Source organism: Novosphingobium sp. PC22D (genome assembly GCF_002556635.1).
Lineage (GTDB): Bacteria > Pseudomonadota > Alphaproteobacteria > Sphingomonadales > Sphingomonadaceae > Novosphingobium.
Map to the genome: position 1 here is coordinate 146,113 of NZ_MWMO01000002.1, position 24,880 is coordinate 170,992.

General features: G+C 66.5%; 22 protein-coding genes. 11 read left to right on the top strand and 11 right to left on the bottom strand.

Annotation, left to right across the window (positions count from 1 at the left end; all coding sequences use genetic code 11):
* Positions 1–51 precede the first annotated feature (51 nt).
* The 4 genes from B2G71_RS04370 to B2G71_RS04385 all read right to left on the bottom strand — a co-directional run bounded on the left by B2G71_RS04370 (position 52) and on the right by B2G71_RS04385 (position 6,067).
* Positions 52–1,713 carry a tannase/feruloyl esterase family alpha/beta hydrolase gene (locus B2G71_RS04370; RefSeq protein WP_098104516.1) on the bottom strand — a complete coding sequence of 554 codons (1,662 nt, stop codon included), beginning with the start codon at positions 1,711–1,713 and terminating at the stop codon, positions 52–54.
* A 19-nt stretch (positions 1,714–1,732) separates the two neighbouring features.
* A complete protein-coding gene (locus tag B2G71_RS04375; RefSeq protein WP_098104517.1) occupies positions 1,733–4,012 on the bottom strand; it encodes a TonB-dependent receptor in 2,280 nt (759 codons plus the stop codon).
* Between the two features lie 128 nt (positions 4,013–4,140).
* On the bottom strand, positions 4,141–4,647 hold the full coding sequence (locus tag B2G71_RS04380; RefSeq protein WP_240530006.1) for a hypothetical protein: 507 nt from the start codon (positions 4,645–4,647) through the stop codon (positions 4,141–4,143).
* Between the two features lie 121 nt (positions 4,648–4,768).
* Positions 4,769–6,067, bottom strand: a complete 1,299-nt coding sequence (locus tag B2G71_RS04385; protein WP_206049295.1) for an amidohydrolase family protein — start codon at positions 6,065–6,067, stop codon at positions 4,769–4,771.
* Between the two features lie 259 nt (positions 6,068–6,326).
* Here B2G71_RS04385 and B2G71_RS04390 point away from each other — a divergent pair, with 259 nt between their 5' ends.
* Genes B2G71_RS04390 through B2G71_RS04400 form a run of 3 tightly spaced genes read left to right on the top strand, consistent with a single transcriptional unit; the run spans position 6,327 to position 9,834 of the window.
* Positions 6,327–8,159 (top strand): DUF885 domain-containing protein, encoded by a 1,833-nt coding sequence (locus B2G71_RS04390; RefSeq protein ID WP_098104934.1) that lies wholly within the window; start codon positions 6,327–6,329, stop codon positions 8,157–8,159.
* Positions 8,156–8,386 (top strand): DUF3311 domain-containing protein, encoded by a 231-nt coding sequence (locus B2G71_RS04395; protein ID WP_098104518.1) that lies wholly within the window; start codon positions 8,156–8,158, stop codon positions 8,384–8,386. The genes B2G71_RS04390 and B2G71_RS04395 overlap by 4 nt, the downstream gene beginning before the upstream one ends.
* Positions 8,383–9,834, top strand: a complete 1,452-nt coding sequence (locus tag B2G71_RS04400) for a sodium:solute symporter (protein WP_098104519.1) — start codon at positions 8,383–8,385, stop codon at positions 9,832–9,834. The genes B2G71_RS04395 and B2G71_RS04400 overlap by 4 nt, the downstream gene beginning before the upstream one ends.
* Here B2G71_RS04400 and B2G71_RS04405 read toward each other — a convergent pair.
* On the bottom strand, positions 9,802–10,758 hold the full coding sequence (locus tag B2G71_RS04405; protein ID WP_098104520.1) for a LysR family transcriptional regulator: 957 nt from the start codon (positions 10,756–10,758) through the stop codon (positions 9,802–9,804). The genes B2G71_RS04400 and B2G71_RS04405 overlap by 33 nt on opposite strands.
* A 172-nt stretch (positions 10,759–10,930) precedes the next feature.
* Between B2G71_RS04405 and B2G71_RS04410 the strand changes: the two genes are divergently transcribed.
* The 7 genes from B2G71_RS04410 (at position 10,931) to B2G71_RS04440 (ending at position 16,501) form a co-directional block, all read left to right on the top strand.
* Positions 10,931–11,851, top strand: coding sequence for a dihydrodipicolinate synthase family protein (locus B2G71_RS04410; protein ID WP_206049297.1), 921 nt, complete (start codon positions 10,931–10,933; stop codon positions 11,849–11,851).
* 5 nt (positions 11,852–11,856) lie between these two features.
* A complete protein-coding gene (locus B2G71_RS04415) occupies positions 11,857–13,032 on the top strand; it encodes an FAD-dependent oxidoreductase (protein WP_098104522.1) in 1,176 nt (391 codons plus the stop codon).
* A gap of 3 nt (positions 13,033–13,035) precedes the next feature.
* Positions 13,036–13,305: a 2Fe-2S iron-sulfur cluster-binding protein gene (locus tag B2G71_RS04420; RefSeq protein ID WP_098104523.1), complete on the top strand. Its 270-nt coding sequence runs from the start codon at positions 13,036–13,038 to the stop codon at positions 13,303–13,305.
* Complete coding sequence (locus tag B2G71_RS04425; protein WP_098104524.1) at positions 13,298–14,656, top strand: NAD(P)/FAD-dependent oxidoreductase; 1,359 nt, start codon at positions 13,298–13,300, stop codon at positions 14,654–14,656. Before B2G71_RS04420 ends, B2G71_RS04425 begins: the two co-directional genes overlap by 8 nt.
* 116 nt (positions 14,657–14,772) lie before the next feature.
* Complete coding sequence (locus tag B2G71_RS04430) at positions 14,773–15,261, top strand: VOC family protein (RefSeq protein WP_098104525.1); 489 nt, start codon at positions 14,773–14,775, stop codon at positions 15,259–15,261.
* An 18-nt stretch (positions 15,262–15,279) separates the two neighbouring features.
* A complete protein-coding gene (locus B2G71_RS04435; RefSeq protein WP_098104526.1) occupies positions 15,280–15,681 on the top strand; it encodes a RidA family protein in 402 nt (133 codons plus the stop codon).
* A gap of 64 nt (positions 15,682–15,745) precedes the next feature.
* Positions 15,746–16,501 (top strand): hypothetical protein, encoded by a 756-nt coding sequence (locus B2G71_RS04440; protein ID WP_098104527.1) that lies wholly within the window; start codon positions 15,746–15,748, stop codon positions 16,499–16,501.
* Positions 16,502–16,553: 52 nt separating this feature from the next.
* Here B2G71_RS04440 and B2G71_RS04445 read toward each other — a convergent pair whose 3' ends face one another.
* The 4 genes from B2G71_RS04445 to B2G71_RS04460 are packed head-to-tail and all read right to left on the bottom strand — an operon-like array spanning position 16,554 to position 21,528.
* Positions 16,554–17,201 (bottom strand): TetR/AcrR family transcriptional regulator, encoded by a 648-nt coding sequence (locus B2G71_RS04445; RefSeq protein WP_168176251.1) that lies wholly within the window; start codon positions 17,199–17,201, stop codon positions 16,554–16,556.
* 32 nt (positions 17,202–17,233) lie between these two features.
* Complete coding sequence (locus tag B2G71_RS04450; protein ID WP_098104529.1) at positions 17,234–17,848, bottom strand: nuclear transport factor 2 family protein; 615 nt, start codon at positions 17,846–17,848, stop codon at positions 17,234–17,236.
* Between the two features lie 3 nt (positions 17,849–17,851).
* Positions 17,852–19,102, bottom strand: a complete 1,251-nt coding sequence (locus B2G71_RS04455; RefSeq protein WP_098104530.1) for an MFS transporter — start codon at positions 19,100–19,102, stop codon at positions 17,852–17,854.
* The gene (locus B2G71_RS04460) at positions 19,099–21,528 is read right to left on the bottom strand and encodes a TonB-dependent receptor (protein WP_098104531.1); all 2,430 of its coding nucleotides are present in this window, start codon (positions 21,526–21,528) and stop codon (positions 19,099–19,101) included. The genes B2G71_RS04455 and B2G71_RS04460 overlap by 4 nt, the downstream gene beginning before the upstream one ends.
* Before the next feature lie 304 nt (positions 21,529–21,832).
* Between B2G71_RS04460 and B2G71_RS04465 the strand changes: the two genes are divergently transcribed.
* Positions 21,833–22,696, top strand: coding sequence for an SDR family oxidoreductase (locus tag B2G71_RS04465; RefSeq protein ID WP_098104532.1), 864 nt, complete (start codon positions 21,833–21,835; stop codon positions 22,694–22,696).
* 44 nt (positions 22,697–22,740) lie between these two features.
* Here B2G71_RS04465 and B2G71_RS04470 read toward each other — a convergent pair whose 3' ends face one another.
* Both B2G71_RS04470 and B2G71_RS04475 read right to left on the bottom strand, forming a co-directional pair.
* Entirely contained in the window at positions 22,741–23,484 is a 744-nt protein-coding gene (locus B2G71_RS04470; protein ID WP_098104533.1) for a GntR family transcriptional regulator, read from the bottom strand.
* The gene (locus tag B2G71_RS04475) at positions 23,481–24,725 is read right to left on the bottom strand and encodes a cytochrome P450 (protein WP_098104534.1); all 1,245 of its coding nucleotides are present in this window, start codon (positions 24,723–24,725) and stop codon (positions 23,481–23,483) included. Before B2G71_RS04475 ends, B2G71_RS04470 begins: the two co-directional genes overlap by 4 nt.
* Positions 24,726–24,880 lie beyond the last annotated feature (155 nt).

Genomic DNA, 24,880 nt, shown 5'->3' on the forward strand with positions numbered 1-24,880 from the left:
CGCAAGCCCGCATGAGGTGACGGCGGTCGATCAGCACGTTTCCCTTCTCCATCATTCCATTACCGCCGGAGGTTCGGTCCAGGTCGGTAGCATCCGTTCGCCGCGCTCCGTCCCGGCTTGCGAGGGGAACGCGTGAATGAACGTGGCTCCCGTGCCGGACGAATCCTCGGTGTCGCGATGCGCCGCGCGAAGCCGGTCGGGCGCCTGGCCCTGTTCCACCCAGTCCTCCATCGCCGCGATGTAGTCGATCGCGAAGGGACCGTCCCCTCCCCAGCAGTGATTCATGCCGGGCACCATCGCCAGTCTCGCGAAACCGCGCGTGGCCTCGATCCCGCCCATCGCGCGGGCCAGCATCCCGTAATAGTCGACGGTCCCGAGCGGCGCCACGCGCGAGTCGGCCCAGCCGTGGTAGATCAGCAGCTTGCCGCCCGCGTCGCGGAAGGCGCGCAAGTCGGGATGCGAAGCCGAGTAGAGCACTTCATATTCGCGCAAGCGGTCCGGATCGCGGTCGAAGTCGAACTGCGATGCATCCCATCCGGGGCCGAAGTCCGATTGGATGAAGCGCGTGGTATCGGTTCCCGATCGGCTCGCCTGCGCGGGACCACCGAGCGCCAGGAAGCTGCGCCAGCCCAACTCGGAACCAGGCAGGAAGCCGCCGCCGTGCGTTGCCGCCCTGCCCTCGGAATCGGTCGGGCCGCGATAGACCCGGCGCGCCGCCTGCACCTGTTCGGCCGACAGACATCGTCCAGCCTCGCCGGAGCGGCATTGCAGCGTCGCGGGATCGAAACCCGCCCGCGGATCGTCGATCACGCCGTCTTGGCGTCCGTCGGCGGGATCGAGCGCGGCCACCGCCCCGTGGTGCAGCAGCGCGAGGCTCGCGTCGTCGAAGATCGGCGAGCCGTCGTCGCGCGCGACGCTTTGCAGCGTCCACACGAAGCTCATCGAGGTCGCCGCCTCGCTGATCACCGGCGCGCCCGCGATGATTGCGTCGAAGTCGTGCGGGAAGCGCTGCGCCGAAACGAGACCCTGCCGTCCCCCCGTCGAACAGCCCATGTAGTACGCATGGCGCGGCGCCTTCCCATAGAAGGCCGTGGCGACGGCCTTGCCGGTCAGCGCGGTGCGGTGAGTGGCGCGATAGCCGAAATCCATCTTGGCGGTCAGGTTCCGCCACGCCCACAGGCCGTCCGCCGTGGTCGAGCGATGCCCCATGTCCGAGATGATGCAGGCATAGCCGCGCGCCAGCGGATAATCGCACTCGCGAGCCCAGACGGATTCGCCGGCGATACCGCACGAGCCGGTGCACCCGGCATAGAAGAACTTCCCGTTCCAGCCCGTCGCCGGCAGCGCCAGTTCGAAATTCGTATTGGGCGCCACGTAACCGCGAACCCTGCAAATTTCGGGACGCAGGGCCGATGCGGCAACCAGTTCAGCGCTGCCGATCAAGACGGGCATCTCTCGCGGAAGGTCGAAGCGTGCGCCGCGCAGCGCCGAACAGGCTTCGGCGGATGCGCCAGGTGCGGGTTCTGCGGCCCGCGCCTCGATCGACGGCGGCAAGGCAACGGCGATCGCCGCCAGCAGCACCGCAATACCGAGTGCCACCGTCCGCGGGGACCAACCTTCCGGCCCGCCGAGACGGCCTTCGTGGCTTCCCGGCTTGCCCTGCACCGCCTCGACTCCCATGGCCTTGGGGGAGCGACCGCCGTTCCCGGCCATCGCCCCCTCCTTCGTCAGATCAGAACTTGTAGCTGACACTCACGCCGAACTCGCGGAAGGACGGTTCGACCTGCACACCGCTGTAGAAGGCCTTCTCGTACGCGTTCGCGTAATAGTCGGCGTCGAACAGGTTCTCGACATAGGCGACCGCGCGGATCGTCCCGTTGTCCACGCCCGCGCGCAGGTTCACGTTGTGATAGCTCGGGCTGAGGAACGGTTCGCCCGGCACGTCCTTGTACAGATAGTAGTACGGGTTCGAGATCATCTTCGAACGGAAGTTCCACTCGCCCCGGACGAAGGCGTCAAGCGTATCGGTGAGGGGCAGCGTGTACTGCGACTGCGCGCCCAGCGTCCACTCGGGCGCCGTGGTAAGCTGCTCGCCGGAAAGATCGAGCACGACGCCGTCGATCAGCGCGCCCGGATAGTCCTTGTACTTCGTCTTGTTGTAGCCGACCTGCGCGCCGATCTGCCATTCGGGCGTGATCCGCGCGTCCATGCTCGCTTCGACGCCGTAGCTTTCCGCCGAGGCCGCGTTGGCGATGCCCGTGACGCCGCGCAGCAGCCCGGTGTCGGGATCGATGAACTGGAAGCGGATCGTCTGCTGAACGTCGCTCCAGTCCATGTAGAAGCCGGTGATGTCGAAACGCACGCGATTGTCGAACAAATCGAACTTGGTGCCGACTTCGTAGTTCCACAGCGTCTCGGGATCGAACTCGTTGCGAAGCTGCGCGGAGTTGCTGGTCTGCGTGCCGCCCGCCTTGAAGCCGCGCGAAGCGGTCGCGTAGACCATGAGACCCGGCCTCGGCTTGTAGGTCAGCGTGAACTTCGGCGAAACGTCCTCGAACGAGGCCGAGCGATCGTTGTTGCCGGTCACGACGGTGTTGGAGCGCGACTGCGAGACGTTGGTGACCTTTTCCCACGAATAGCGCAGGCCCGCGGTGAACGAGAGCTGCTCGGAGAAGTTGAGCGTGCCTTGCGCGAACATGGCGAAGTAGCGCGACGTGCTGCGGCCATCGGCACCGGTCACCTCCAGGCCCTCGCAGCTTCCGTTGTAGGACGCGGGGCAAAGCGGGCTGGCAGCGCCATGGTAGGTGCTCTGGTCGCTGACGCCCGAGTCCTTACCGAGCGAGGCGCCGAAGCTCCAGTCGAGGAAGTTGCTGCCCGTCGACGCAAGGCGAAGCTCGCCGCTGGTCGACTTGCGCTTGAGCAGCAGGTCTTCGTAGAAGAAGTCGATGCTGCCGCCGTCGACGTCGCCGTAGTTGAACACGCTCGAGGTCAGGTGGCCGCCGACTGCGGTCAGTTCGACCGGACCGAAATCCCACACGGCGCGGCTGCTGAAGTACTCGAAGTCACCGCCGACGCTCTGCGGACGGTTGAAGTTCACTTCGTCCTTGTTCTTGGGGAAGAAGTCGAGGCCGTCCGAATCGGCGATCGTGCCCGCGGTGGCGCCGTAATAGACGGACGCCCACGTGCGCGTGACGAAACCAGTGGGCACGCCGTTACGCATGCCGATCTCTTCATCGGAGAAGCTGTAGGTGAAATCCCAGGTCAGATTGTCGAGCGGAGTCAGGCGCGCCTGGATGCGGCCGGTGTAATATTCGCTGTCGTTGCCGCCGCCGATCGGGTTGATGTTCTTGATGTAGCCGTCGGACTTTTCCCACTGGCCCGAGGCACGTAGCGCGAGCAGGCCATCGATCACGGGGACGTTGAGGACGCCCTGGGCACGCTTCGTGTCGAAGCTGGCGTAGCCGAGCTGCACTTCGCCCTCGAACTCGTTCGTCGGCTTCTTGGTGATCACGTTGATCGCGCCGCCGACCGCGTTGCGGCCGAAGTAGGTGCCCTGCGGGCCGCGCAGGACCTCGATGCGCTCGAGGTCGACGATCTGCGGGTTGCTGGTGCCCGCCGCGACGCTGAATTCGTCGATGTAGAAGGCGTAGCTCGACTGCCGGACGTCGGCGTAAGGATTGAGCTGGTTGGAGATGCCGCGGATCGAGAGATCCTTGCGGTCACGCGCGCCGTTCGACTGGAAGGAGACGTTGGGCGTCATCGCGAAGAAGTCTTCCACGCCGCGCACGTTCTGGTTCTCGAGTTGCTCGGAGCCGATCGCGGTGATCGCGATCGGAACGTCCTGGATCGATTCCGTGCGGCGCTGCGCGGTAACGACGATGTCGCCGCCAACGCCCGCATCGGCCGCGACCTGAGCTTGGGCGGGAGCGGTGCAAAGCGCGACCGCGATCGCGGGAAGCCCACCGAAAGAGATGGCGTTGCGAAGCCGGCGGTGACGAAGTTTATGCCTCATGTTCTAACCCCTTGATGGCGCCGGTGGCCTTGTTGTGCTTCGTACCGGCCTTGTGGTTTTCAGAAATTGTCCCTTGATCGGTCCCGGACGGGAGGGCGCCGGCCTTGGTTGCAGGCGCGAGCTGTGCATCATTGCGTCCAGCACTGCGGATCGAGCGGCCCCTTGGCGGGATCGAGCGGCGAGCGGACGAGCACGATCGAGGCGATCTTGCCGTCGCGCAGCGTCGCGTGGCCCGCAGCGAGCGAACACGCTGCCTTGCCCTCGCGGCGCGAGCGGATGACGTGATACGTGTAGATCTTGCCGTCCGCCTCGAAGACTTCCTTGAAGGGAACGACGATCTCAACCTCGCCGCCGCGCGACTGGATGGCCTGGAAATGCGAAACCCACTCGTCGATCCCGTCGATCACGAGCTTGCCCTCGAGGATCAGCGTCGCGTCCTCGGTGAAGAACCTCGCGAAGTTGTCCCTTGTGTAGGCGCCTGGCGTCTTGAAGGCCTCGTCCCACCACACGAACATCCGCGACAGCACATCGGAGGAGGGAGCCGACGCCGGCGGAGCCTGCGTCTCGGCATGGACCGGGGCGGCGAACAGCAACAGCGCGGAAGCGGCGGCCCGAAGGCCTAACGTTCTGAACACGCGAACCCCCATTTTCGGACAAGCAAGCGGCCTTCTCTCCAGGCCGTCGCGAGGATTGTCTGTCAGTTACAAATTTGTTGCAATGACACCGATTAGCGACTTTCGTTGCGTTGATCGCAAATTAGTGACCGTTCGCCGTCGCATCGGTGCCGCCGACGATCGTCTTGCCGCCCTTCATCACGAAATTGATCGATCGCAGCGCGGCGATGTCCGCGGTGGGGTCGGCATCGACGGCCAGAATATCGGCGAAATAGCCGGGCCGCAGCGCGCCCACTTCATCGTCGACGCCCAGCATGCGCGCGGACTCGATCGTGCCCGCACGCAGGGCCTGGAGCGGCGTCATCCCCGCCTTCACATAGAGTTCGGCCTCGCGGATCGTCGCGGTCGTGCCGGAATTGGGTTCCCAGGGGTACTGGTCGCTGCCCAGCGCGATCGGCGTGCCGATGCGGATCGCCTCCTGCAGCGTCTTGAAGTGCGTCCGTCCCGCCGTCTCGACCCGGTCGAGATACCAGTCGGGCGAGCCGATCTTCTTGTAGAAGGCGCGGGCACCCGGCTGCGTGACGACGATGGTCGGCACCAGCCAGACATTCTTCTCCTTCATCTTCGTCAGGACCGGCGCGGTCAGGTAGTAGCCGTGCTCGAAGCCGTTGATCCCCGCATCGATCGCCACTTCGGCCGCGATCGGCGAGCCGTTGTGGCCCGTGACCTTCACGCCGTTGCGGTGCGCCACCTCGATCGCGGTACGCAGCTCGTCATCGGTGAAGGGCGAGGCCGCGATGTCGCCATGCGTGTCGGAGATGCCGCCCGAGATGCCGAGCTTGATCCAGGTCGCGCCCCGCTTGATCTGCTCGCGCACAGCGCGCGCGGCTTCGGCCGCGCCATTGACCTCGTAGGAGCCGTGCCCGCCGGTGGGCACGATCGAGGTGCCCGCGGTGTGGATGCGCGGACCGTCAAAGGTGCCGTTGTCGATCATCTTCTTGATGGTGAAGTCGATGCCATCCTGCGAACCCGTCAGCCGGATCGTCGTCACGCCCGACCGCAGCGACTTTTGGGCGTTGTCGAGCATGCGCAGCGCGATCGATTCATGGCTTTCGTCGTAGACATGCGAGGCGCCGGGAAGATTGAGCGCGAGATGGACGTGCATGTTCATCAGCCCCGGGATCAGCCACTTTCCGGGCAGCGCGATGACTTGCGCATCGGCGGGCACCGGCGTGGTCGCGGCCGGACCGACGGCGGAAATCCGCTCGTCCTCGATCAGCACGACCGCATCGCGGATCGGCGCCTTGCCGTCGATGTCGACGACATTGGCGCCGGTGAGCGCGATCGTCTCGGCAAGAGCGGGAAAGCCGGTCAGCAGCGCCGCCTGCGCCGCGCCCCCCATGATAAGCGAGCGAATTTTCAGCTTTCGTGGCGACATCATGACCGTTCCCCCTGCGATCCCTCGAGAAAGCACCCCATGGTGCCGACGCGAACAGGATGACGAAGGTTTCGGTGCGGACAATGCGCGAAAGAATGCAAGTTTGTTGCATTCAGCGCAATTTAAGACGCAATCCGCTCGAGTTATTCACCCATCCCTTTGTTTTATCGAGGCTAATTTGGATCGCACCGCCATCTTCGATGATGATGCGGTTTCGCTTCGACGCGCTAGGATCATGCCGGAATCGAACAAGGGGCTTGCCATGAACCTGGCCGTGACTTCTGCCACCACACGTCGAAAGGCGCTGCGCCTCATGGCCCTGACAGGTGCCGCCGCGGTCATGCCGGGGCTGCCGGCCATGGCGCAGGCGGGCGCGAGCGAGTCCGCGCGGCTGCGCGCGCTCCTCGACAGCAGCGAGGCGGCAACCGCGCGGCTCGACCCGCTTTCGGCCGTACGCAAGAGCGCGTCCGGCGCCGACGAGGGGCCCGCCTTCGTCGATCCGTTCGGCGAATGGTACTGGACGACGCTGAAAGCCGACAAGATGGGCGAGTGGCGGGCGCTCCAGGCGATCGACCGCGCGCGGCTGCCCGCGATCGACCAGGTCGCCTACGATGTGTTCGCCTACCAGTTGCAGCAGGCGCTCGCGCTGTTCGAGGACGACTTGTTCCAGGTGCAGCGGATGGCGCCGTTCAATCCGTCCTTCGGCTTGCAGGTCGAGTTTCCCGATTTCGTTTCCGGCGGTCCGGCGCCCTTCGCGACGGTCGAGGACTACGAGCGCAATCTCCAGCGTCTCGATGGTTTCGCCGCCTATCTCCGCAATGTGGTCTCGCTCGCCTCGCAAGGCCTCGAGGCGGGGTATAGCCAGCCAAGGATCCTCATTGAAAACCTGCTCAAGCAAGTCGACGCGATGGTCGCCACGCCGCCGGAGGAAAGTCCGTTCTGGTCGGCGATCACACGCATGCCCGCCAGTTTCGACGCCGCCGATCGCGCCCGCCTGACCCAGGCCACGCGCGAGCGCGTCGTCGACAAGGTCTATCCCGGCTACCGTGCCTGGCAGAGCTTCCTGCGCGAAACCTACCTGCCGCGCGCCAATGCCGCTCCGGGCCGGTGGGCGATGAAGGACGGCGATCGCCTCTACGCCTGGGAACTGCGCCGCCACACCACGACGACGCTCGCGCCCGGCGCGATCCACGAACTCGGCCTCTCGGAGGTCGCGCGCATCCGCGGCGAGATGGAAGCGGTGAAGAAGGAAGTCGGTTTTTCGGGAGACCTCAAGGCCTTCTTCGAATATGTTCGCACCGATCCGAAGTTCTATTGCAAGACCCCGGAGGAGCTGCTCGGCCGCTTCAAGGCGATCGAGGCGCGCATCTGGCCCGGTATCCCCAGCCTGTTCCACGAACGGCCCGAGGCGCCTTTCGAGGTGCGCCCCCTGCCCGCGCTCGGCGACCAGCGCGGCACCGGCTACTACCGCGCCGGTCCTCCCGACGGGAAGACGCCGGGCGTCCTGTTCTTCAACATGTCGATGCTCGACACCCGCCCTATCCCGACACTGGAAACGCTGACGCTGCACGAAGGCATCCCCGGCCACCACTTCCAGATCACGCTGGCGCGCGAGAACGCGGCGCTGCCGCCGCTCCTGCGCTATGGATCGGCGACCGCGTTCGCCGAAGGCTGGGGCCTCTATGCCGAATCGCTCGGTCCGGAACTGGGCATGTTCACCGATCCGATGCAGATGTTCGGCCACTACGACATGGAAATGCTGCGCGCGGTGCGGCTCGTCGTCGACACCGGTATCCACGCCAGGAAATGGAGCCGCGAACAGGCGATCCGGTTCATGCTCGATAACACCTCGATGGCGCCTCGCGACGTCGAGGTCGAGATCGACCGCTACATCGCCTATCCGGGGCAGGCCTGCGCCTACAAGATCGGCCAGCTCAAGTTCAGCGAACTGCGCGCCCGCGCCGCCGCCGATCTCGGACAGCGTTTCGATGTGCGCGACTATCACCATCAGGCGATCGGCACGGGTTGCCTGCCGATGGACGTCCTCGAAGCCAAGATCGATAGCTGGATCGCGGCCGGAGGCGGGCTGGCGTGACGGACCGGCGTTACCGCCACCGCTGGCTGCTGCTGCTCCCGTTTCTCTGGCAGGTGGGCGCGGTGCCGCTGGTCAACGACATCGCCTGGCGTCCGTTCTCGCTGCCCTTCCCGATGGTCTGGCAGATGCTCGGCATCCTCTTCACCACGGCGATCATCGCCGTCGTCTTCGCGCTCGACGAAAAGGCCGAGCGCGGCGACAGCGGCGCGGACGGACCGACCCCATGATCCTCATCCTGACCTTCGGCATCGTGCGCGGGACTGTCGTGGGCGCATTGCTCTACAGCCAGCGGCAGGCCCGCGCGAAGACGCTGACCGAGTGGGCCGTCGGCGGACGGCGCTTCGGCATCCTCATCTTCTGGTTCCTCAACGCGGGGGAGATCTACACGACCTTCGCAGTGCTCGGCATCTCGGGCTTCGCCTGGGCCTTCGGCGCGCCGGCGTATCTGGCGCTGACCTCGGTCTCGCTCTCGGCGGTCATCGGCTACTGGCTGATGCCGCGGATCTGGGAGGAAGGACACCGCTACAACCTCGTCACCCAGGCGGACTTCTTCGCCGCGCACTACCGGGCGACATGGCTGAGCGTGATCGTCGCCGTCGCCGGGATCGTCGCGCTCATCGTCTACGTCCAGATCCAGATCACCGCGCTGGGCCTGATCCTGCGGCTGACGCTCGGCCCGCAAGTGAGCCCGACCAGCGCGGCGCTCATCGCGGCCGTGGTGATGATCGGCTTCGTCTTTCTCGCGGGCTTGCGCTCGGCGGCGTTCGCGGCGGGCGTGAAGGACGTCCTGATGCTGGTCGTCGTGGTGGTCCTGTGCGGCACCGCCGCGTCACGGGTCGGCGCTTCCTCAATGCTCGACGTCTTCGCCCGGGTGCAGGACATGCATCCGGGCATCGGCAGCTTTCCGGGACGCCAGCCGGATGCCGGGCTCACCTCGACCTGGCTGATGACCTCGGCGCTCAACGTCGCGCTGGGCAACTGGATCCTGCCGCACCTGTTCCAGCTTTGCTATTCGGCGGGCAGTCGCAAGACGATCCGCCGCAACGCCGTGCTGCAGCCGGTCTATTCGCTGTCGTACTTCTTCATCATCCTGCTCGGCTTCGCCGCCCTTCTGGCCGGGATCGAGCCGCCCGACGGGGATTCGAATGCGGTCCTGATCAGCTTCGTCGCGCGGGAATATCCGGCCTGGGCGGTGGGTCTCTTCGCCGGCACGGCCTGCCTGCTCGCGCTGGTGCCCGGCTCGGTGCTCCTGCTCACCGCCGGCTCTCTCTTCAGCCGCAACGTCCTCACGCCGATGATTCCCAACCTCTCTGAACGGGCGGCGCTGCTCGCCTCGCGCCTTTCGCTGATCGTCTTTGCGGGCATCGCGGTCTGGCTCACGCTCGGAGCGAACCGCTCGCTCGTGGAAGTCGGCCTGTCCGCCTATGCCGCGATCGGCATGCTGGCGCCGGGCGTCTACTTTGCCTTCCTCTGGCCGCGCGCGCGCGCCATCGGCGTGGCGTCCGGAATCGTGTGCGGCTACATCGCCCTCCTGCCCCAGCTTCAGCCGTTCTGGAGCGGACTGCTGCCGGGCTGGGACACCGGCCTCGTCGCGATGGCCGTCAACGCCGCGGTCGCGGCGCTGGTCTCGATCGCCATGCCTTCACGCGACCGCGCCGCGGCCCTCGCCGCCTGACGCCGCTTCGGCGGCGACCGGCTGCGGCGGCGTGCGGGTCTTGAGGTTGTTCTCCAGCAGCGAGAGCAGCCGGGCCGGCGCGCCGTCGAGCTGGCGGCCGAGCCGGTGGATCAGGCTGACGGTCGAATGCTCGAGCTCCGGATCGCGCAGCGGCCGTTCGACCAGACTGCCCTCGTCCAGCTCGGTGAGCGCAGAGATGCGCGGCAGCACGGTGACCACGCGGCCGGCCTTGGCCATGTCGCGCATCATCTGGATCGAGGTCGTCACCAGCATCGGTTCGAGCATGACCCGCGCGCGCCGCTCGGCGGCGGCAAGCGAAGCGCGAATGCGGAAACCCTTGGGCGGCAGACACAGCACATAGCCGGCGAGATCCTCCATCGTCACCGAATCGAGCTTCGCCGCCGGATGGTCCGGCGCGCAAAGCACGCTGAGTGGCTGGCCGACGCTGAGGCGCGTGCGAATCTTCGGCTCGTCGGTGACATGCAGGATCATGCCGATATGCACTTCGTCCTCGAGCACCATGCGCACGATCTCGCTGCTCGCGCAGCTATGGATCGTGACCGCGATCCCGGGATTGCGCCGCTGGAAGTGCTCGATCGTGCCGGCCAGAGAATTGCCGATGAAGCCCTCGCCGATCGCCAGCACCACATGCCCCGTCTTGACCTCTCGCAGCTCCTTGAGCTGGTTGAACAGCGATTCCTTGTCCGCAAGCTGACGCCGATGGAATTCGAACACCAGCCGCCCGGCATCGGTCAGCCGTATCGAGCGGCGCCCCGGCTCGATGAGGGTGATTCCCATGGTCGCCTCGAGCTGCCCGATCTGGCGGCTGATCGACGACACCGCTACGCCGATCTTCTCGCTGGCGAGCCGCATCGAACCGAGGTTCGCGGCTTCATAGAAATAGGCGAGGGCTGTGTCCCACATGGCATTCTCCTGCTGCGGCGGTCAGGCCGCGATCGTGACGCGACTTTGCTTGATATTGCGCCGGGCGCAACAAATTTGGCAAGTCATTGTCATTGCCGCGCCAGCCGCTTCGTCGCAACACGAAACGGGGCGGGTCGATCCGCTCGCGTCAATGTGCGGAGGGTGGTCCATCTTGAACAAGCGTAACCGTGTCGACTGGAAGGGATATCTTCCCGCGATCACAACTCCGTTCGATGAATCGCGCGATCTCGATCTCAACGCGCTCGGCCTTCTGCTCGAATGGCTCGAGGCCGAAGGCATGCACGGTCTCGTCATCGCCGGCACGACCGGCGAGTGGACGAGTCTCAGCCCGGAGGAACGCAAGACGGTGTTCAAGGCCTCCGGCGAGCAGCTTGGCGGCAAGATCCCGCTGATTGCCGGTTGCACCGCCTTCACCTCGCGCGAAGTGCTGGCCTACGCCCAGTGCGCCAGCGAGTGCCGGTTCGAGGGCATTCTCGTGACGCCGCCGCCCTATCTGCGTCCGGGCCCCGAAGAGATCGTCGATTTCTACCAGGCCATCTCGGACGAGACGCCGCTGCCGATCTGCATCTACAACTGGCCGCCGGGCACCGGCATCGACATGCCGCCCGAACTGCTGGTGCGCCTGGCGCGGATCGAGAACGTGGTCGCGATCAAGCAGTCGACCTCGGACCTTCGGCGCTTCACCAATACCTTCTTCGCACTCAACGACCAGATCCGCGTCTTCGGCCATGCGATGGACGAGCACGGGCTGGCGCTGCTCGAAGCGCGCGGCGGCGACGGCACGATGGGCGCGGGCGGCGTCCTGGGACGCATCCAGCCCGACTTCTACAACCACCTGTGGGTCGGCGACATCGAGGCGGCCCGCGCATGCGGGCGCAAGGATCGTCTCATCCTCGACGACTGGTACACGCCCGAACTGACCGGACGCTTCGGATCGGGACCGGCCGTGCTCAAGGCCGCGCTCAACCTCCAGGGCCTGCCGGGCGGCAGGGTCCGGGCCCCGCTGCGCGACGTCGCGGAGGAATTTCTCGACGAAATCAGGAAGACATTGGTCGCCGCCGGGCGCATGTAGACGCCATGCGGAAGGCGGATGTTCTGATCGTGGGGGGCGGCCTCGTCGGCTGCGCCACGGCATGGCATCTGGCACGCGGCGGAGCCCAGGTCACGCTGCTGGAAGCCGGCGACATCGGCATGGGCGCCTCGGGCCAGAACGCCGGATCGCTGCATTTCCAGCTCGAACGCCGCTTCCTCGAGAACGGCGAGGCGCTGGCCGAGCAGGCGGCGCGCACCGCCGCGCTCAGCCGCCTCGCGATCGACGACTGGCGCGGGCTCGAGGCCGAACTTGGCGCCGATCTGCACGTCGTCATGGACGGCGGGCTGATGGTGGCCGAGACCGCCGAGCAGGTCGGCGTGCTCGAACGCAAGATCGCGCGGGAGAATGCCGAGGGGCTGGCGACCCGGCTGCTTGACGGCGACGAGGCCCGCGCCATCGCGCCCTACCTGTCGGCAGGCATACTCGCCGCGGGATTCTCCGGCGACGAGGGCCATGCCGACGCGCGCGCCGTCACTCGCGCCTTCGCCGAGGCCGCCGCGCACGCGGGAGCGATTCTGCGGATGCGCAGTCCGGTGACGTCGGCGCGCCGGCTCGACCGTGGCTTCGAGATCGCCTGTGCCGACGAGACGCTGCAGGGCGACCGGCTGGTCATCGCCTGCGGTGCATGGACCGCGCAAATCTGCGCCCGGCTGAACCTGCACATGCCCCTCTTCCCCGTCGCGCTGCTGATGAACGCGACCGAGCGCACCGCAAAGGGCCTGCGCCATCTGGTCCAGCATGTCGGCCGACGGCTCTCGATGAAGCAGACCCATGCGGGGAACATTCTCATCGGCGGGGGCTGGCCGGCCCGGCTGGCGCAAGCGCCGGACGGGACGTTCGATCCGCGCAGACGGCCCGAGATGATCGCGGCTTCGCTCGCGGGCAACATGCGCGCGGCGATCGATACCGCGCCCTTCGTGGCAAAGCTCAACCTCATCCGCTCTTGGACCGGCGTCACCGCGATCAGCGCGGACCAGTTGCCGATCGTCGGCGAGGTGCCGAGCATGCCGGGCTGCTGGGTCGCGGGAGGGGGCTCGGCCTTCACGCTCGGTCCGACCTTCGCCCGGCTCATGGCGCAAGCCATGGGCGGCCGCGCGGCGCCGGAACTCGACATCGTCTCTCCGGCTCGGTTCGAGCATCTCAACAGCTTCATGGGGTAGCCGATGCGCATCGAAAGCAAGGTCGAACGGCAGGCCCCCTTCTCGCTTCAGGTCGAGGGCGAGACGCTTCGCGCCTATCCGGGCGAGACCATCGCCACCGTGCTGGTCGAACGGTCCCCCGTCATCGGCCACATGGCGAACGGGGACGCGCAGGGCCTGTTCTGCAACATGGGTACGTGCTGTCTGTGCATGGTCACCATCCTGCCCGAAGGACGGCGCGTGCGCGCCTGCCTGACGGCAGCGGAACCGGGCATGGAGATCGGCCTTGGCTGAGCGCTACGATCTCGCCATCGTCGGCGGTGGCCCCGCCGGCCAGGCCGCCGCGCTGGCGCTGCAAGGGCACGGCCTCGCTGTCGCGGTGATCGACGAGCAGCCACATCCCGGCGGGCAGATCCTGCGCCAGCCACCGCGCGAGTTTGGCGTGACAGGCTGGATGGGTGGCAAGGTCTATGCCGCACTGCGGCGGCAACTCGGCCAATTCGAGGCCCTTTCCGGTCTCGACTGGCTCGGCGGCCGGTCGGTGCTCGGCCTGTCGCGCTCCAGCGACGCGAGCTTCGTGCTGACCCTCTCAGGGCGCTCGGGCGTGGAAACGCTCCGTGCACGTCGCGTGCTGCTTGCCACCGGTTGCCAGGACCTGGCGGTGCCCCTGCCCGGCTGGACGCTTCCCGGCGTCTATGCGGCGGGCGGAATCCAGGCCTTCGTCAAGAGCCAGCAGATCGTTCCGGGCAAGCGCATCGTGCTGGCGGGCACGCACCCGCTGCAATTGCTGATCGCGGACCAGATCGTCGCGGCGGGCGCAAGCGTGAGCGCCGTCATGTTCGCGCAGTCACGCCAGGCGATGGCGCGGCTGCTCGCCGAAAGCCCGCTCGTGGCGGCGCGGCAAGCCTCGGCCCTGCTTCCCGCCGGCGCCGCGATGGCGCGGCTGCGTCGCCGGGGCGTTCCAGTCCGCTTCGGCGAAAGCCTGCTCGGCATCGTCGGCGGCGAGCGGGTCGAGGGCGTGCGCAGCAGCGCGGGCGAGACCGCCTGCGACGCCGTGGGCCTGTGCTACGGCTTCGTGCCGCAATCGGCCCTGCCGCGCATGGCGGGCGCCGGGATGCGCGCCGCCGGGCCGGCAGGCGGATGGGCCGCAGAATGCGATGCCTGGCAGCGCACGTCGGTCGCGGGGCTCTATGCCGCCGGCGAGACAACGGGCGTCGCCGGCGCGGCGGCCGCGCAGTGCGCCGGCCGGATCGCGGGAGCCGGCATCGCCCTCGATCTCGGCCTCCTCGCGCCCGGGGCCGCCGAGCGGCGCGTGGCCGGAGTCCGGCGAGCCCATGCGAAGCACCTCAAATTCGCCGCGTTGCTCGATCGGATCGCGGACCCGACCGGCCATTTCCCGGTCATGGCGCCGAGCACGATCGTATGCCGCTGCGAAGCGGTGCGCCTCGCGGATCTCGTTTCCTGTCTCGACGGTCGTTCGGCCAACGCGGTCAAGCTGGCGAGCCGCTGCGGCATGGGCCCGTGCCAGGGCCGGAACTGCGAGCCGACCCTGCTGCGTCTGCTCGGCGACCGCGCCGACCCAGGCTTCAGCGCGCGCTTCCCCGCTCGCCCGGTCATGCTCGGCGATCTCGCCGCGCCGGAATGATCTTGCATTCAGCGCAACGAAGTTTGCAGAGTGCCCTCATTGTTCGCCATGTTTTACGGCCCCAGAGTTCGCATGAAGGCCCCAACCACCCGGCAGCCCCTCGGAGTCGCAAACCCATGACGGAAACGCCGCCCAAGCCCACCTTCCTCTCGGTCGACCATATCTCGTGGACCGTGCCCGATCTGGAAGCGGCGCTGGCCTTCTATCGGGACGTGATCGGGGCGGAGGAACTCTTCCGCCTCGGTCCTCTCGATGCCGCCGAAATGCCGCTCGACGACGAGGGTCGCGACTGGATGGCGACTCACGTCAACGTGCCCGGCGCCCGCCTCACGCTGGTCATGATGAAGCTCACCGACAACATGAACTTCCAGCTCGTTCAGTACGACAAGCCCGGTGATATCCGCCAGGAGCTGCCGCGCAACTGCGATCGCGGAGGCCACCACCTCGGCCTCAAGGTCGACGACGTGGACAAGGCGATCGCCTACCTCGAGGCGCACGGCTGCACCGCGATGGAGGTAATCCACATCGATGCCGGTCCGCTCGCGGGAAAGAAAAACGTCTATATGACCGACCCCTTCGGCCACAGCCTCGAAATCGTCGACTGACAGCAGCAGGAAGGCACCATGATCACGCGCATCAACCCGAAGTCGCTCTACGACGCCGTCAGCTACGGATTCTCGCACGCAAGCCTGCAGGAAGGCGGCAAGACGCTTCATCTCGCCGGTCAGGTGGCCTGGGATGCCGAGTGCAACGTGGTCGGCGGGGATGATCTCGCGGCGCAGACTCGCCAGGCGCTCGCCAATCTCAAGGCGGTTCTCGCAGAAGCAGGCGCAACGCCTGCCGATATCGTGCGTCTGCGCACCTACGTGGTCGACCATAGCCCGGACAAGCTGGGCGTCGTCCTTCCCGAAATCGGCGCGTTCTACGAAGGCGCGGTCCCGGCCGCGAACACGTTCATCGGCGTCCAGTCGCTCGCCCTGCCCGACTTCCTGATCGAGATCGAGGCGACGGCGGCCGTCGGCTGAGCCCCGCCCCGCCCAGATTGATCCATTCGCCGAGACCATCGGCCAGAGACCCGGACGACACGCCATGATGAAGACATCTAGGATCGCGGCCCTCGCCGCCATCACCATTTTCGCCACCGTGCCGCTGGGTGCTTGTGCCGCCCCCGATTCCACCGAGGCCGACGCATCGCCCGAGACGCGGGCGACCACTCACGAGGTCGAGGGCTTCTGGCATCATGACAAGCTCGTCACGTCCAAGGGCAAGGAACTGCCGATCGAGGGCGTATTCCTCATGCACGACGGCGAGTTTCTCGAGCAGGCGGTCATGGGCGCACCGCTCGATACACCCGCGGCGGAAGGAGCCGAGGCCATGGCGCACGCCGGCCCTTACGAAGTGACGCCGGAAGGGATCAAGCTCACGGCGGAACAGACGATCGCGATATCCGAAGCCGCCGCCGAACCGCTTTCGTTCACGCCAAGCACGCACCACGATATCACCGCGGCCAACACCGGCGACAATCTTACGCTCACCTTCGGCAGCGGTACGGTTCAGACCTTCACGCGGATACCCGCCTCGGACATCGCCATCCGCCGCTTCGCCAACGGGCGGCTCGCGCTCACCGGAAACCGGTTCGTGCTTGTGGCGGGCGATGCCAGCGAAGTCGTCAGCGGTTACGGCACCTTCGTCCGCAGCGGCGACAAGATGACGCTTTCGGCCAAGCGCTGGGCCGAATCCACGAAGCAAAAGGCCAGGATCGCAAGCGACCTCACCGTCGAAGCCACGCTGACCGACACGGCGCTGACGCTCTCCGACGGCCGCGAATTTCCGATCCTGCGCTGAAGCCGGCCCGAAGCGGCGGCGAAAGCGGAAAACCAACGGCTGGTCCGGCGGCTCAACCTTTTTTCAGTTGCGCCCGCAGATCCGCGTTTTCCGCTTCCAGTTCTCGGCAGCGGCGTTCGAGCGAGGACTCCGGCCGGTCGTAGAGATCGAGGTAGTAGTTCACCACCGCGATCGCGTTCGCATGACCGGCCGAAACGCCCAGTTCGGCTTCCAGCGACAGGAACCGGCTCAGCGCGTGCAGCAGGATCGCGGCGAACTCGGGCGACCATGGAAAATCGGTCTGGCCACGCCGTTTCAGCGCGGTTCGCATCAGCTTCACCTGCTTCTCGCGAAGCTCGTCGCCGAACTGGAAGAATTCGGTTCCCACCTGCTTGCGGTGGTTTCCAAGCGCCACGAACTCGTAGATCAGGATCCGATAGCGGCTGTCGCTCAGCAGGTCCCACATCGCGCGTAGCGGCTTGTCGGCGTGTTCCGCCTCGTCCTGCCGCGCGAGAATTTCACGGGCGAGCCTGCGGAAGACCTCGAGAAACAGCTCGTCCATCGACTGGAAATAGTAATGGACCAGTTGCGCCTTCAGACCCGCGACGGCCGCGACCCGGCGAGACGTCACGGCGGCATAGCCGTTTTCGCGCATGACCTGCTCCGCCGCGTCGAGTATTGCCTCTCGCGGGGGCTTCGCGTCGGTTGCAGCCGAGTCCATGGTGTCCGTTTGCGGGGATGCCATGCCCGAGGTCAAGCGCCTGGAGGCCGCTTTCCGCGCGGGTCCCCGAGCGCCCCCGGCGTTTCCGGCGACTGGATCGTCCGGCGATTGACCAGGGGCCGACGATAGCTTGCATCCTCGCGGCTGCGCGCGGAGACGCCGTTGACGCCGAGATCCTCGACATTGGCGAACAGGGGCACGTCGGTCGGCTCGATCATGCCCGACCATTCCAGCAGGGTGCAGCGGAAGGCGATCCGCCAGTCGCCATCGCGGCATTCGAGGCGATCGGCATAGCGGCCGCCCGCGGCCCAGTTGGTCCCGTCGCGATTGCGGCCGAAATAGAGGAAATAGGTCTCGGCATGCGCTTCGGAGCCGTCGATCCGGCAGGTGTGGTTGGTGAGATGATGCAGGGTCGATGACTGCCCCGCCTCATGAAGTTCCATGCCGCCGCGATAGACCGTGCGCGGCTGCTCGACGAAGGCGCCCGCGTCGATCAGCGCGTCCTCGTGGAACCCGGACACGAACAGGTCCTCGTCGAAGCGGTCGATCGCGCGGCTGATACGCTTGATGCAATCGAAGATTTCCTGCCGGTCGAGCAGTTCCTGGAGCCGGTCCGCGGACGGGATGCGACTTGTCGTGTCAGCCATTGACTATGCCTTTCGGGATTTTTGGGAAGCGGCCGCGTGGGGTCCGTCATCGGCGGGATAGGGCCCCAGCAGCAGGAACAGCGCCGCCGCGCCCACCGCGAGCGGAGCCGAAAGAAACAACGCCCCGAAATAGGAGCCCGAGACGTCGAAGATGGTGTTCGTCGCCAGCGGGGCCAGCCCGCCGGTCAGAGCGAGAAGACCGGTGATCGTGCCGAAGACGAGGCCGAATTTCTCGAGCCCGAAATGGCGCGAGGCGAGATAGGCGACTGCGTCGAATTCCACCCCGACGGCAAGCCCCAGAACGGCGACCGCGACGATCGCCTGCCCCGGCGAAGCCGGCAGCAGGAAAAGCACGACAACGCCCAGGCACAGCGTACCCGCACTCAGCGCCGCGACGATGCCGGCGTTGATCCGATCGAGCAATAGCCCGCCGCTGAGGCGGCCGACGATCGACCCGATGCCCGCCACGCCCGCGACGCCCGCCGCCTCCAGCGGGGCGAGCCCCCGGTCGATCAGCATCGGCACGAGGTTGATGACGATGCCGTTGCCGGCGAAGGTGACCGCCGTCGCCGCCAGGGCCAGCATCGCGAAACGCCGGGAAAGCAGGATCGTGCGCGCCCCGCCGGAGCGGACGGTGCCCTCCGGCTTTGCGGGCGATCGGTCATCTTTCATCCGAAACCCTGCGTAGATCAGCGGTACGGCCACCAGTCCCCAGCACAGGCCGAGCAACAGATACGCCTGTCGCCAGCCGAACGCTTCGAGCAGTCCGCCCGCCGCGATCGGCACCAGCAAGGCGCCGATGCCGGTTCCCGTCAGTGCCACGGCCAGCGCCAGGCCGCGGCTGGCGTTGAAGGTGCGCGAGACTCCGGCCGCCCAGACCGACGGATTGACGGCGACCGCGCCCAGCGAAACCAGCGCCCACAAGGCCCACCATGTCGCGATGGGCTGGTCGCCCAGACCGAGCAGCGAAATCGACAGGCAGAACCACAAGCCGCCCGCAAGCCCGACGAGGCGCGGACCGAACCTGTCGACCAGCATCCCGACGATCGGCGCGAGCAGGACGACAACCACCGACACGATCGCGGGACCCGACGATATCTCGGCGCGCGTCCAGCCGAACTCCGCTTCGAGCGCGGGCAGCATCACCCCGGTCGAGTAGAGATGCACGATCGGCAGGGTCGTGCCTGCCGTTGCGGCGAGCACGACCGGCCAGCCGGCCCGCCACTCCCTGCCCGCTTCTCCGCGTGCGATCACCGCGACGAGAAGAGGTCGGACAAGCGGAAGGTCATGCGCAGCCAGAGCTCGCGCCCGCGTTCGGCGACGCAACCGAGTTCATCGCCGCCCGCCGGCCCCTGATTCGGCGCCCCGGAGAGCTGTCCGCCGAACACGGTGCCGTTCTGCGTATTGGAATTCGAGCAGAGCGCCGCGGTGATTTCGTTGGTCAGGTTGTTGCCGATCATCGAGACTTCCCATCCGTCCTCGCTGCGCAGCGAGAGGTTGAGGTTCAGCTTGGCATATTCCCCCTGCCGATAGGCATCGTAACCGACGAGGTTGGTCTGGAAGCTCGAGCTGTAGACCGCCGAGGCGCCCACCCCGAAGGTCAGGCCGGGTCCGGCATCGCCTTCGTAGTCGACGCCGACGTTGCCGCTCCAGTCAGGCGCCCGGACAAGCGGCTCACCCTCGAGATCCTGCGAGGTGAAGCGTCCGGTTGCGGGGTTGAAAAGCTGGTCGCATCCTTGCGCGATCGTCTGCCCGTTGCCGCAAGGCGCATTGGGAAAGCTCAGGTAGCGCGCGTGGTTGTAGTTCACCGCCGCGCGCAGGCTGAGGCCCGGCACGCCGCGCGGATAGAACGTCGCGTCCGCCTCGATACCCTGCACGCGCGCCGAGGCGGCGTTGACGGTGCGCAGGATGATGCCGCCGGTGGGCGAGACCTCGTTGGCGCCGACCTGAAGATCAGAATAGGTGTAGCGATAGGCCGCCAGGTTGAACAGCAGGCTGCGATCGAACAGCCGCGTCTTGATGCCGATCTCGCCGCCCTTGGCCTTTTCCTCGCCGAAATCGGCGCGCGTGTTCTCGTCGATGAAGACGATGGTGTTGAACGAGCCTGACTTGAAGCCCTGGCGATACGAACCGAATACCGTGAAGTCGTCGGTCGGCGTCCAGGTGACCGAGAATTCGGGCGAGAGGTTGTTCGCTTCGATCCGCGGGACCAGCAGATCGACCTCGGCGTAGCCCGCGAGGCCGTTCTGCTCGGTGTGGCGCCGGATCTCGTTAGTGAAGCGCGCGCCGCCGCCGATCTCCAACTGGTCGCTCAGCTTCCACAGGAGCTGCCCGAAGGCCGAAGCGGAGTAGGTCCGGATCTGGTGGCGCGCCGATTGCAGGATCGGCGGCAAGCCGAACGCGGTGTTGGCGCGCAAGTTGTTGTCGCTCTCGAACTTGGCATACTGGTAGAAGCCGCCAAGAGTGAAATTGACGGGCGAATCCACGAAGTCCGAAGCGAGGCGCAGTTCCTGCGTGAACTGGCGGTTGCGGAATTCGAAGTCCGCCGCGATCGTGGGATTGCTGCTGCCGCTGCCGCGAATGAGGTTGTTCTGCCGCAGCGAATAGCCGCCGGTGATCGAAGTCAGGCGGATGGCCGGAGTCACGTCGAGATTTTGCTCGAGCGTGCCGAAGTACTGGCGCGAATCCATGTAGGGCACGCCGCCGTTGCTGATGTTCGGCCAGAACGCGGGATCGAAATCGCCGAGCTGCGTGTAGCGATCCAGCGTGCAGTCGGCATCGCCGATGAAGGGGATGTTGAGCGGCGGCACGCCGCCCGTGCCGTCGGGACAATAGACGAGCTGGCCGTCGCCGCCGTTACCCTCGGTGCGGTCGTCGACGAAGTTCAGCTTGAGCCGGGCGCTGTAGCTGTCGCTCGGCTCCCACAGCGCCGTGCCCTTGAGGATATAGCTGCGCTTGGGCGCGAACTTGCGGTACTTGGGCGCGACATTGCCGGTGTTGGGGATCGGCACGCCGTTGTTGCGGAAGAAGCCTTCCGAATCCGAGAAGCGACCCGCGAACCGCAGGCCGAGCGTCGGGCTCACCGGCCCCGAGACGATCAGTTCGCCCAGCTTTTCCTCGGCCTCTGCTTCGTAGCCAAGACGAGTGATCAGTTCGAATTCGTCGGTGGGATCAGCGCTGCGGATCGAGATCACGCCGGCCGGGCTGTTCTTGCCGAAGAAGAGCGCCTGCGGCCCCTTGAGCACTTCGATCCCGCCGACGTCGAACATCGCGGCGGCATAGGCGAAGCCCTGGGTCAGTTGCAGGCCGTCGACGTTGAGCGAGACCGACTGGTCCACCGACGGCGTCTGGGACGTCGGCCCGATCCCGCGCAGCGAGGCCTGGATGCCGACGGTGCCCACCGATTCGGCCATGATGAAGCCGGGAACGCGGCCCGCGACCGAATAGAGATCGTCGACCTGCTGTCGCTCCAGCGTCTCGGCGGTCAGCACCGTCGCCACGACCGGAACACGCAGGATCGATTCCTCGCGGCGACGCGCCGTCACGATGATGTCGCCGGGCGCGGAAGAGGCCTGCTGCGGTGTGTCCGAGGCCGGATCGCCCTGCCGTTCCTGCGCCATGGCCGGGCACGCGAAGAGCAGCCCCGCGGCTGTCAGCGGCAGCGAATAACGTACCTTCATCTCATCCTTCTCCCCATGTTGCACGTGCCGGTTCACGCCTCTCGCGGCGCGGCGGCATCTTCGTTCGCACTGCTCGGATCGGCATGACCAATCCGATGTTCACTCATCTTGTTTTTGAGCAATTGCCAAATGCATCTACGCTCGCAACCGCCATCCGGTCAACCCGCTTAAATCCGCGCATAAACCGGCGTCATATCCTCCTCATCGCTGGGCTCCCGATCTCTGACGGTGTTGACCAAAGCCGAAATATTGTGCAATCGCTCAAATCCATCAGAAAGCAAGAACGGTCCGGGAGGAAACAGTGATGTCCGAGAATCTTTTGCGGCTCGACGGCCTGAAAGTGATCGTCACGGGCGCCGCCGGGCGCGGCATCGGCACGCAGATCACCCGCCTCGCCGCGCAGGCGGGCGCCAGTGTTCTGGCCGTGGACAATTCGCTCGAAAGGATCGCTTCGGATCTCGCCCCCCTGCGCGAAGAAGAGGGGCTGTCGGTGCATCCGATCCGCGCCGATATCCTCGCCGAGGATGGCGTGGCCCAGGTCATGCGCGCCGCCGAGGAGTTGCCCGGCACGCTGCATGGCCTGGTTACGGTCGTCGGCGGGGGGCCGCCCGCCACCTGGGGCCCCTCGACGATGCTTTCGCGCGAGAACTGGCGCTCGCAGATCGAGCTCAACGTCGATTCCATGCTGTTCATCACGCAGGCCTTCGCCGCCGCGCTCAAGGACCAGCAGCGTGGCGGCTCCATCGTCTCGATCGCATCGATCTGCGGGCTGACCGCCTCGCCCTACAACATCGGCTACGGCGCCGGAAAAGCGGCGCTGCTTTCGGTGGTGCAGTCGCTTGCGCTTGAGTTTGCGCGCGACGGCATTCGCCTGAACGCGGTCGCTCCCGGCGCGACGGTCACGCCGACCGCCAGTCTCAACACCGAGCCGGACCGGCTGCGCCGAGGCGTGCCCATGGCACGCTTCGGCAGCGCCAACGAAATCGCCGGGCCCGTGCTCTTCCTGCTGTCGGACCTGGCGGCCTACATGACGGGGCAGTGCCTCACCGTCGATGGTGGCTGCAATCTCAAGTGGACGCATCTCAGCGACGAGAACCTGCCGATGTTCCTGAAGGACGAATCGGTGGACCGGATCAAGTCGGGCCAACTCGCGACCCGGCAGGCCTGAGCCGTAGCGGGGCGGCCCGCCAGCCGGGATCGGCGCGCTCGCCGTCACAGCCGCCGCATCTGGATCGTCTGCTGAAAGAAGCAGGCACGATGGGTGTGGACCGAGACCTGCGCCAGGAGACCCTCGGCGGTGCGGTAGGTGCGGCGTACCTCGATCGCGGCTTCCCCGGCCTCGCCGCCGAGTTCGACCGCCATGTCGTGCGACAGCGACGCACCGGCGATACGCTGGTCCATCTGCGCGATGCGCACGCCGAACCGCTCCTCGATCAGCAGGAAGATCGGCCCAGACCGGGCCGGGATCGCCGGTTCCAGATCGGCGAAGGTGCGGTTGATGTAGTAGTCCGAACAGCAGACCGGCCGCTGCCGCCGCCGATGCCGCGCGACCCCGCGCACCACCAGCCAGGGCGCGCCGCCGCGCAGCCCGGCGCGGGTCGCCTCGCGGCCATCCACGTCCTCGATGCCGACCTGCCGGATCTCGGTGTACATGTCGACGGCATAGGCCACGAGATCGTCGATCGAATTGGCATCGAGCCGGAAGGACTCCGAAGCGGGCGGAATTGAAACCACCGAGCCGGAGCCCTTGCGCGAGCTGATGAGCTGTTCCTCGCGCAACAAGCGCAGTGCCTCGCGCACGGTGTGGCGCGACGCGGCAAACTCTTCGGACAGATCCTTCTCGCTGGGCAGCCGCCGTCCGACGGGAAGGCTGCCGGTCTCGATACGGGTCTTCAAGAGGCGGGCGAGCGCAACGTAGCGCGGCTCGGCCTCGGCAAGGGCATTGGCCCCGGTCATGCCAGGATACGCACCGGCAGCCGCGTCCACCCGCGCTGGAAGCAACTCGGATTGCGCTCGGCGGCGCTCATGTCGATGTCATAGTCCGCGACGCGTTCCAGGAAGCGCTGGACCAGGGTCTTCACTTCCAGCAGTGCGAGATGCTTGCCGATGCAGTGATGCTGGCCCAGGCCGAACGAGATCACGCGCGGGATATCGCGGTTCCAGATGAAGGCGTCCGGATCGTCGAACTCGCGCTCGTCGCGCGAGGCGGAATGCAGAAGGCAGGCGACGCGCTGCCCGGCGCGGATCGCCAACCCCGCGTAGTGCGTATCTTCATGAGCGGTCCTGAAGGTGTACTGGGCAGGCGCCCCGAACCGGACCATCTCGTTCACCGCGACGGGAACGTTGGCCTCAAGATCGGCGCGGACCTCGGCAAGCTGCGCCGGATGCCGCGCAAGCTCCATGAGCCCCTGTCCCGTCACCTTCGCGACCGATTCCAGTCCGCCGATCATCACGCAGACGAGCTGATCGGCGATCTCCCCGTCGCTGAGCGCCCTCCCCTCCTCCGGTGTGCGATACTGGATGAGCCCGTCGATCAGCGCGTTCGCGCCGTCCGCTCCGGCCGCGCGCCGGGCTTCGATCGGCGGCAGGATATAGCGCTTGAGCTTGACGAAGAAGCTCGCGAGATCGACACCGCCCTGCTCGGGGTCGAGACGGGTCATCATGTAGACGAAGTCGACGATTTCCTCGGCCTTCTCCACCGCGATCCCGAAAAGATGGCAGATCGTGCTGGCCGCCGTCACGCCCGCGTAGTCGCGCACGAGGTCGAACGAGCCGAGCGGCAGCAGAGCGTCAAGGCGGGACTCCACCGTCGTCTCGATGAAGTCCGTGAGCCGCTTCACCGCCCTAGGACGCAGCGGCGCGATATGCGCCTGGCGCATCTGCTCGTAGTAGGGCGAATGGAGGCTGGGGCCCGGCGCCATCGGATCGGTCGAGGCCAGCGCCGGCGCCTCCGTGTTGTGGCGCGAGCGCAGATACTGTGGGGTCGGCAGGTTGGTCTCGGTCGCGAGGAAGACGTTGCCGCTGATGCGCAGGATCTGCCAGACGTCCTCGAAGCGCGAGAAGAAGTACGTGTCGTATTCGGGGTAATAGCGATGCGGATCGCGATCCCTCAGCGCGCGATAGAACGGCCCGGGATCGGTCATCAGTTCAAGCGAAAACGGATCGGTATCGAGTAGGTCGACATCATCCGAAATCATGGCATTCTCCGCTCTGGCCCAATAGGTGTCGTGCACGAGGGACTGGGATGATCGTCAAAAGGCGACAACCGAAATTCGAAATGTGTCCGGACAGATTGGCGAAAGAATTGGATGGCGTGAAGGCGATGCGCCAAGCCCGCCCCGGACCAGCGAAG

Coding starts and splice junctions, on each gene's coding strand:
- B2G71_RS04370 (WP_098104516.1), bottom strand. CDS start 1,713: ATGGCCGGGAACGGCGGTCGCTCCCCCAAGGCCATGGGAGTCGAGGCG.
- B2G71_RS04375 (WP_098104517.1), bottom strand. CDS start 4,012: ATGAGGCATAAACTTCGTCACCGCCGGCTTCGCAACGCCATCTCTTTC.
- B2G71_RS04385 (WP_206049295.1), bottom strand. CDS start 6,067: ATGATGTCGCCACGAAAGCTGAAAATTCGCTCGCTTATCATGGGGGGC.
- B2G71_RS04390 (WP_098104934.1), top strand. CDS start 6,327: ATGAACCTGGCCGTGACTTCTGCCACCACACGTCGAAAGGCGCTGCGC.
- B2G71_RS04400 (WP_098104519.1), top strand. CDS start 8,383: ATGATCCTCATCCTGACCTTCGGCATCGTGCGCGGGACTGTCGTGGGC.
- B2G71_RS04405 (WP_098104520.1), bottom strand. CDS start 10,758: ATGTGGGACACAGCCCTCGCCTATTTCTATGAAGCCGCGAACCTCGGT.
- B2G71_RS04415 (WP_098104522.1), top strand. CDS start 11,857: ATGCGGAAGGCGGATGTTCTGATCGTGGGGGGCGGCCTCGTCGGCTGC.
- B2G71_RS04420 (WP_098104523.1), top strand. CDS start 13,036: ATGCGCATCGAAAGCAAGGTCGAACGGCAGGCCCCCTTCTCGCTTCAG.
- B2G71_RS04430 (WP_098104525.1), top strand. CDS start 14,773: ATGACGGAAACGCCGCCCAAGCCCACCTTCCTCTCGGTCGACCATATC.
- B2G71_RS04435 (WP_098104526.1), top strand. CDS start 15,280: ATGATCACGCGCATCAACCCGAAGTCGCTCTACGACGCCGTCAGCTAC.
- B2G71_RS04440 (WP_098104527.1), top strand. CDS start 15,746: ATGATGAAGACATCTAGGATCGCGGCCCTCGCCGCCATCACCATTTTC.
- B2G71_RS04445 (WP_168176251.1), bottom strand. CDS start 17,201: ATGGACTCGGCTGCAACCGACGCGAAGCCCCCGCGAGAGGCAATACTC.
- B2G71_RS04450 (WP_098104529.1), bottom strand. CDS start 17,848: ATGGCTGACACGACAAGTCGCATCCCGTCCGCGGACCGGCTCCAGGAA.
- B2G71_RS04460 (WP_098104531.1), bottom strand. CDS start 21,528: ATGAAGGTACGTTATTCGCTGCCGCTGACAGCCGCGGGGCTGCTCTTC.
- B2G71_RS04465 (WP_098104532.1), top strand. CDS start 21,833: ATGTCCGAGAATCTTTTGCGGCTCGACGGCCTGAAAGTGATCGTCACG.
- B2G71_RS04470 (WP_098104533.1), bottom strand. CDS start 23,484: ATGACCGGGGCCAATGCCCTTGCCGAGGCCGAGCCGCGCTACGTTGCG.
- B2G71_RS04475 (WP_098104534.1), bottom strand. CDS start 24,725: ATGATTTCGGATGATGTCGACCTACTCGATACCGATCCGTTTTCGCTT.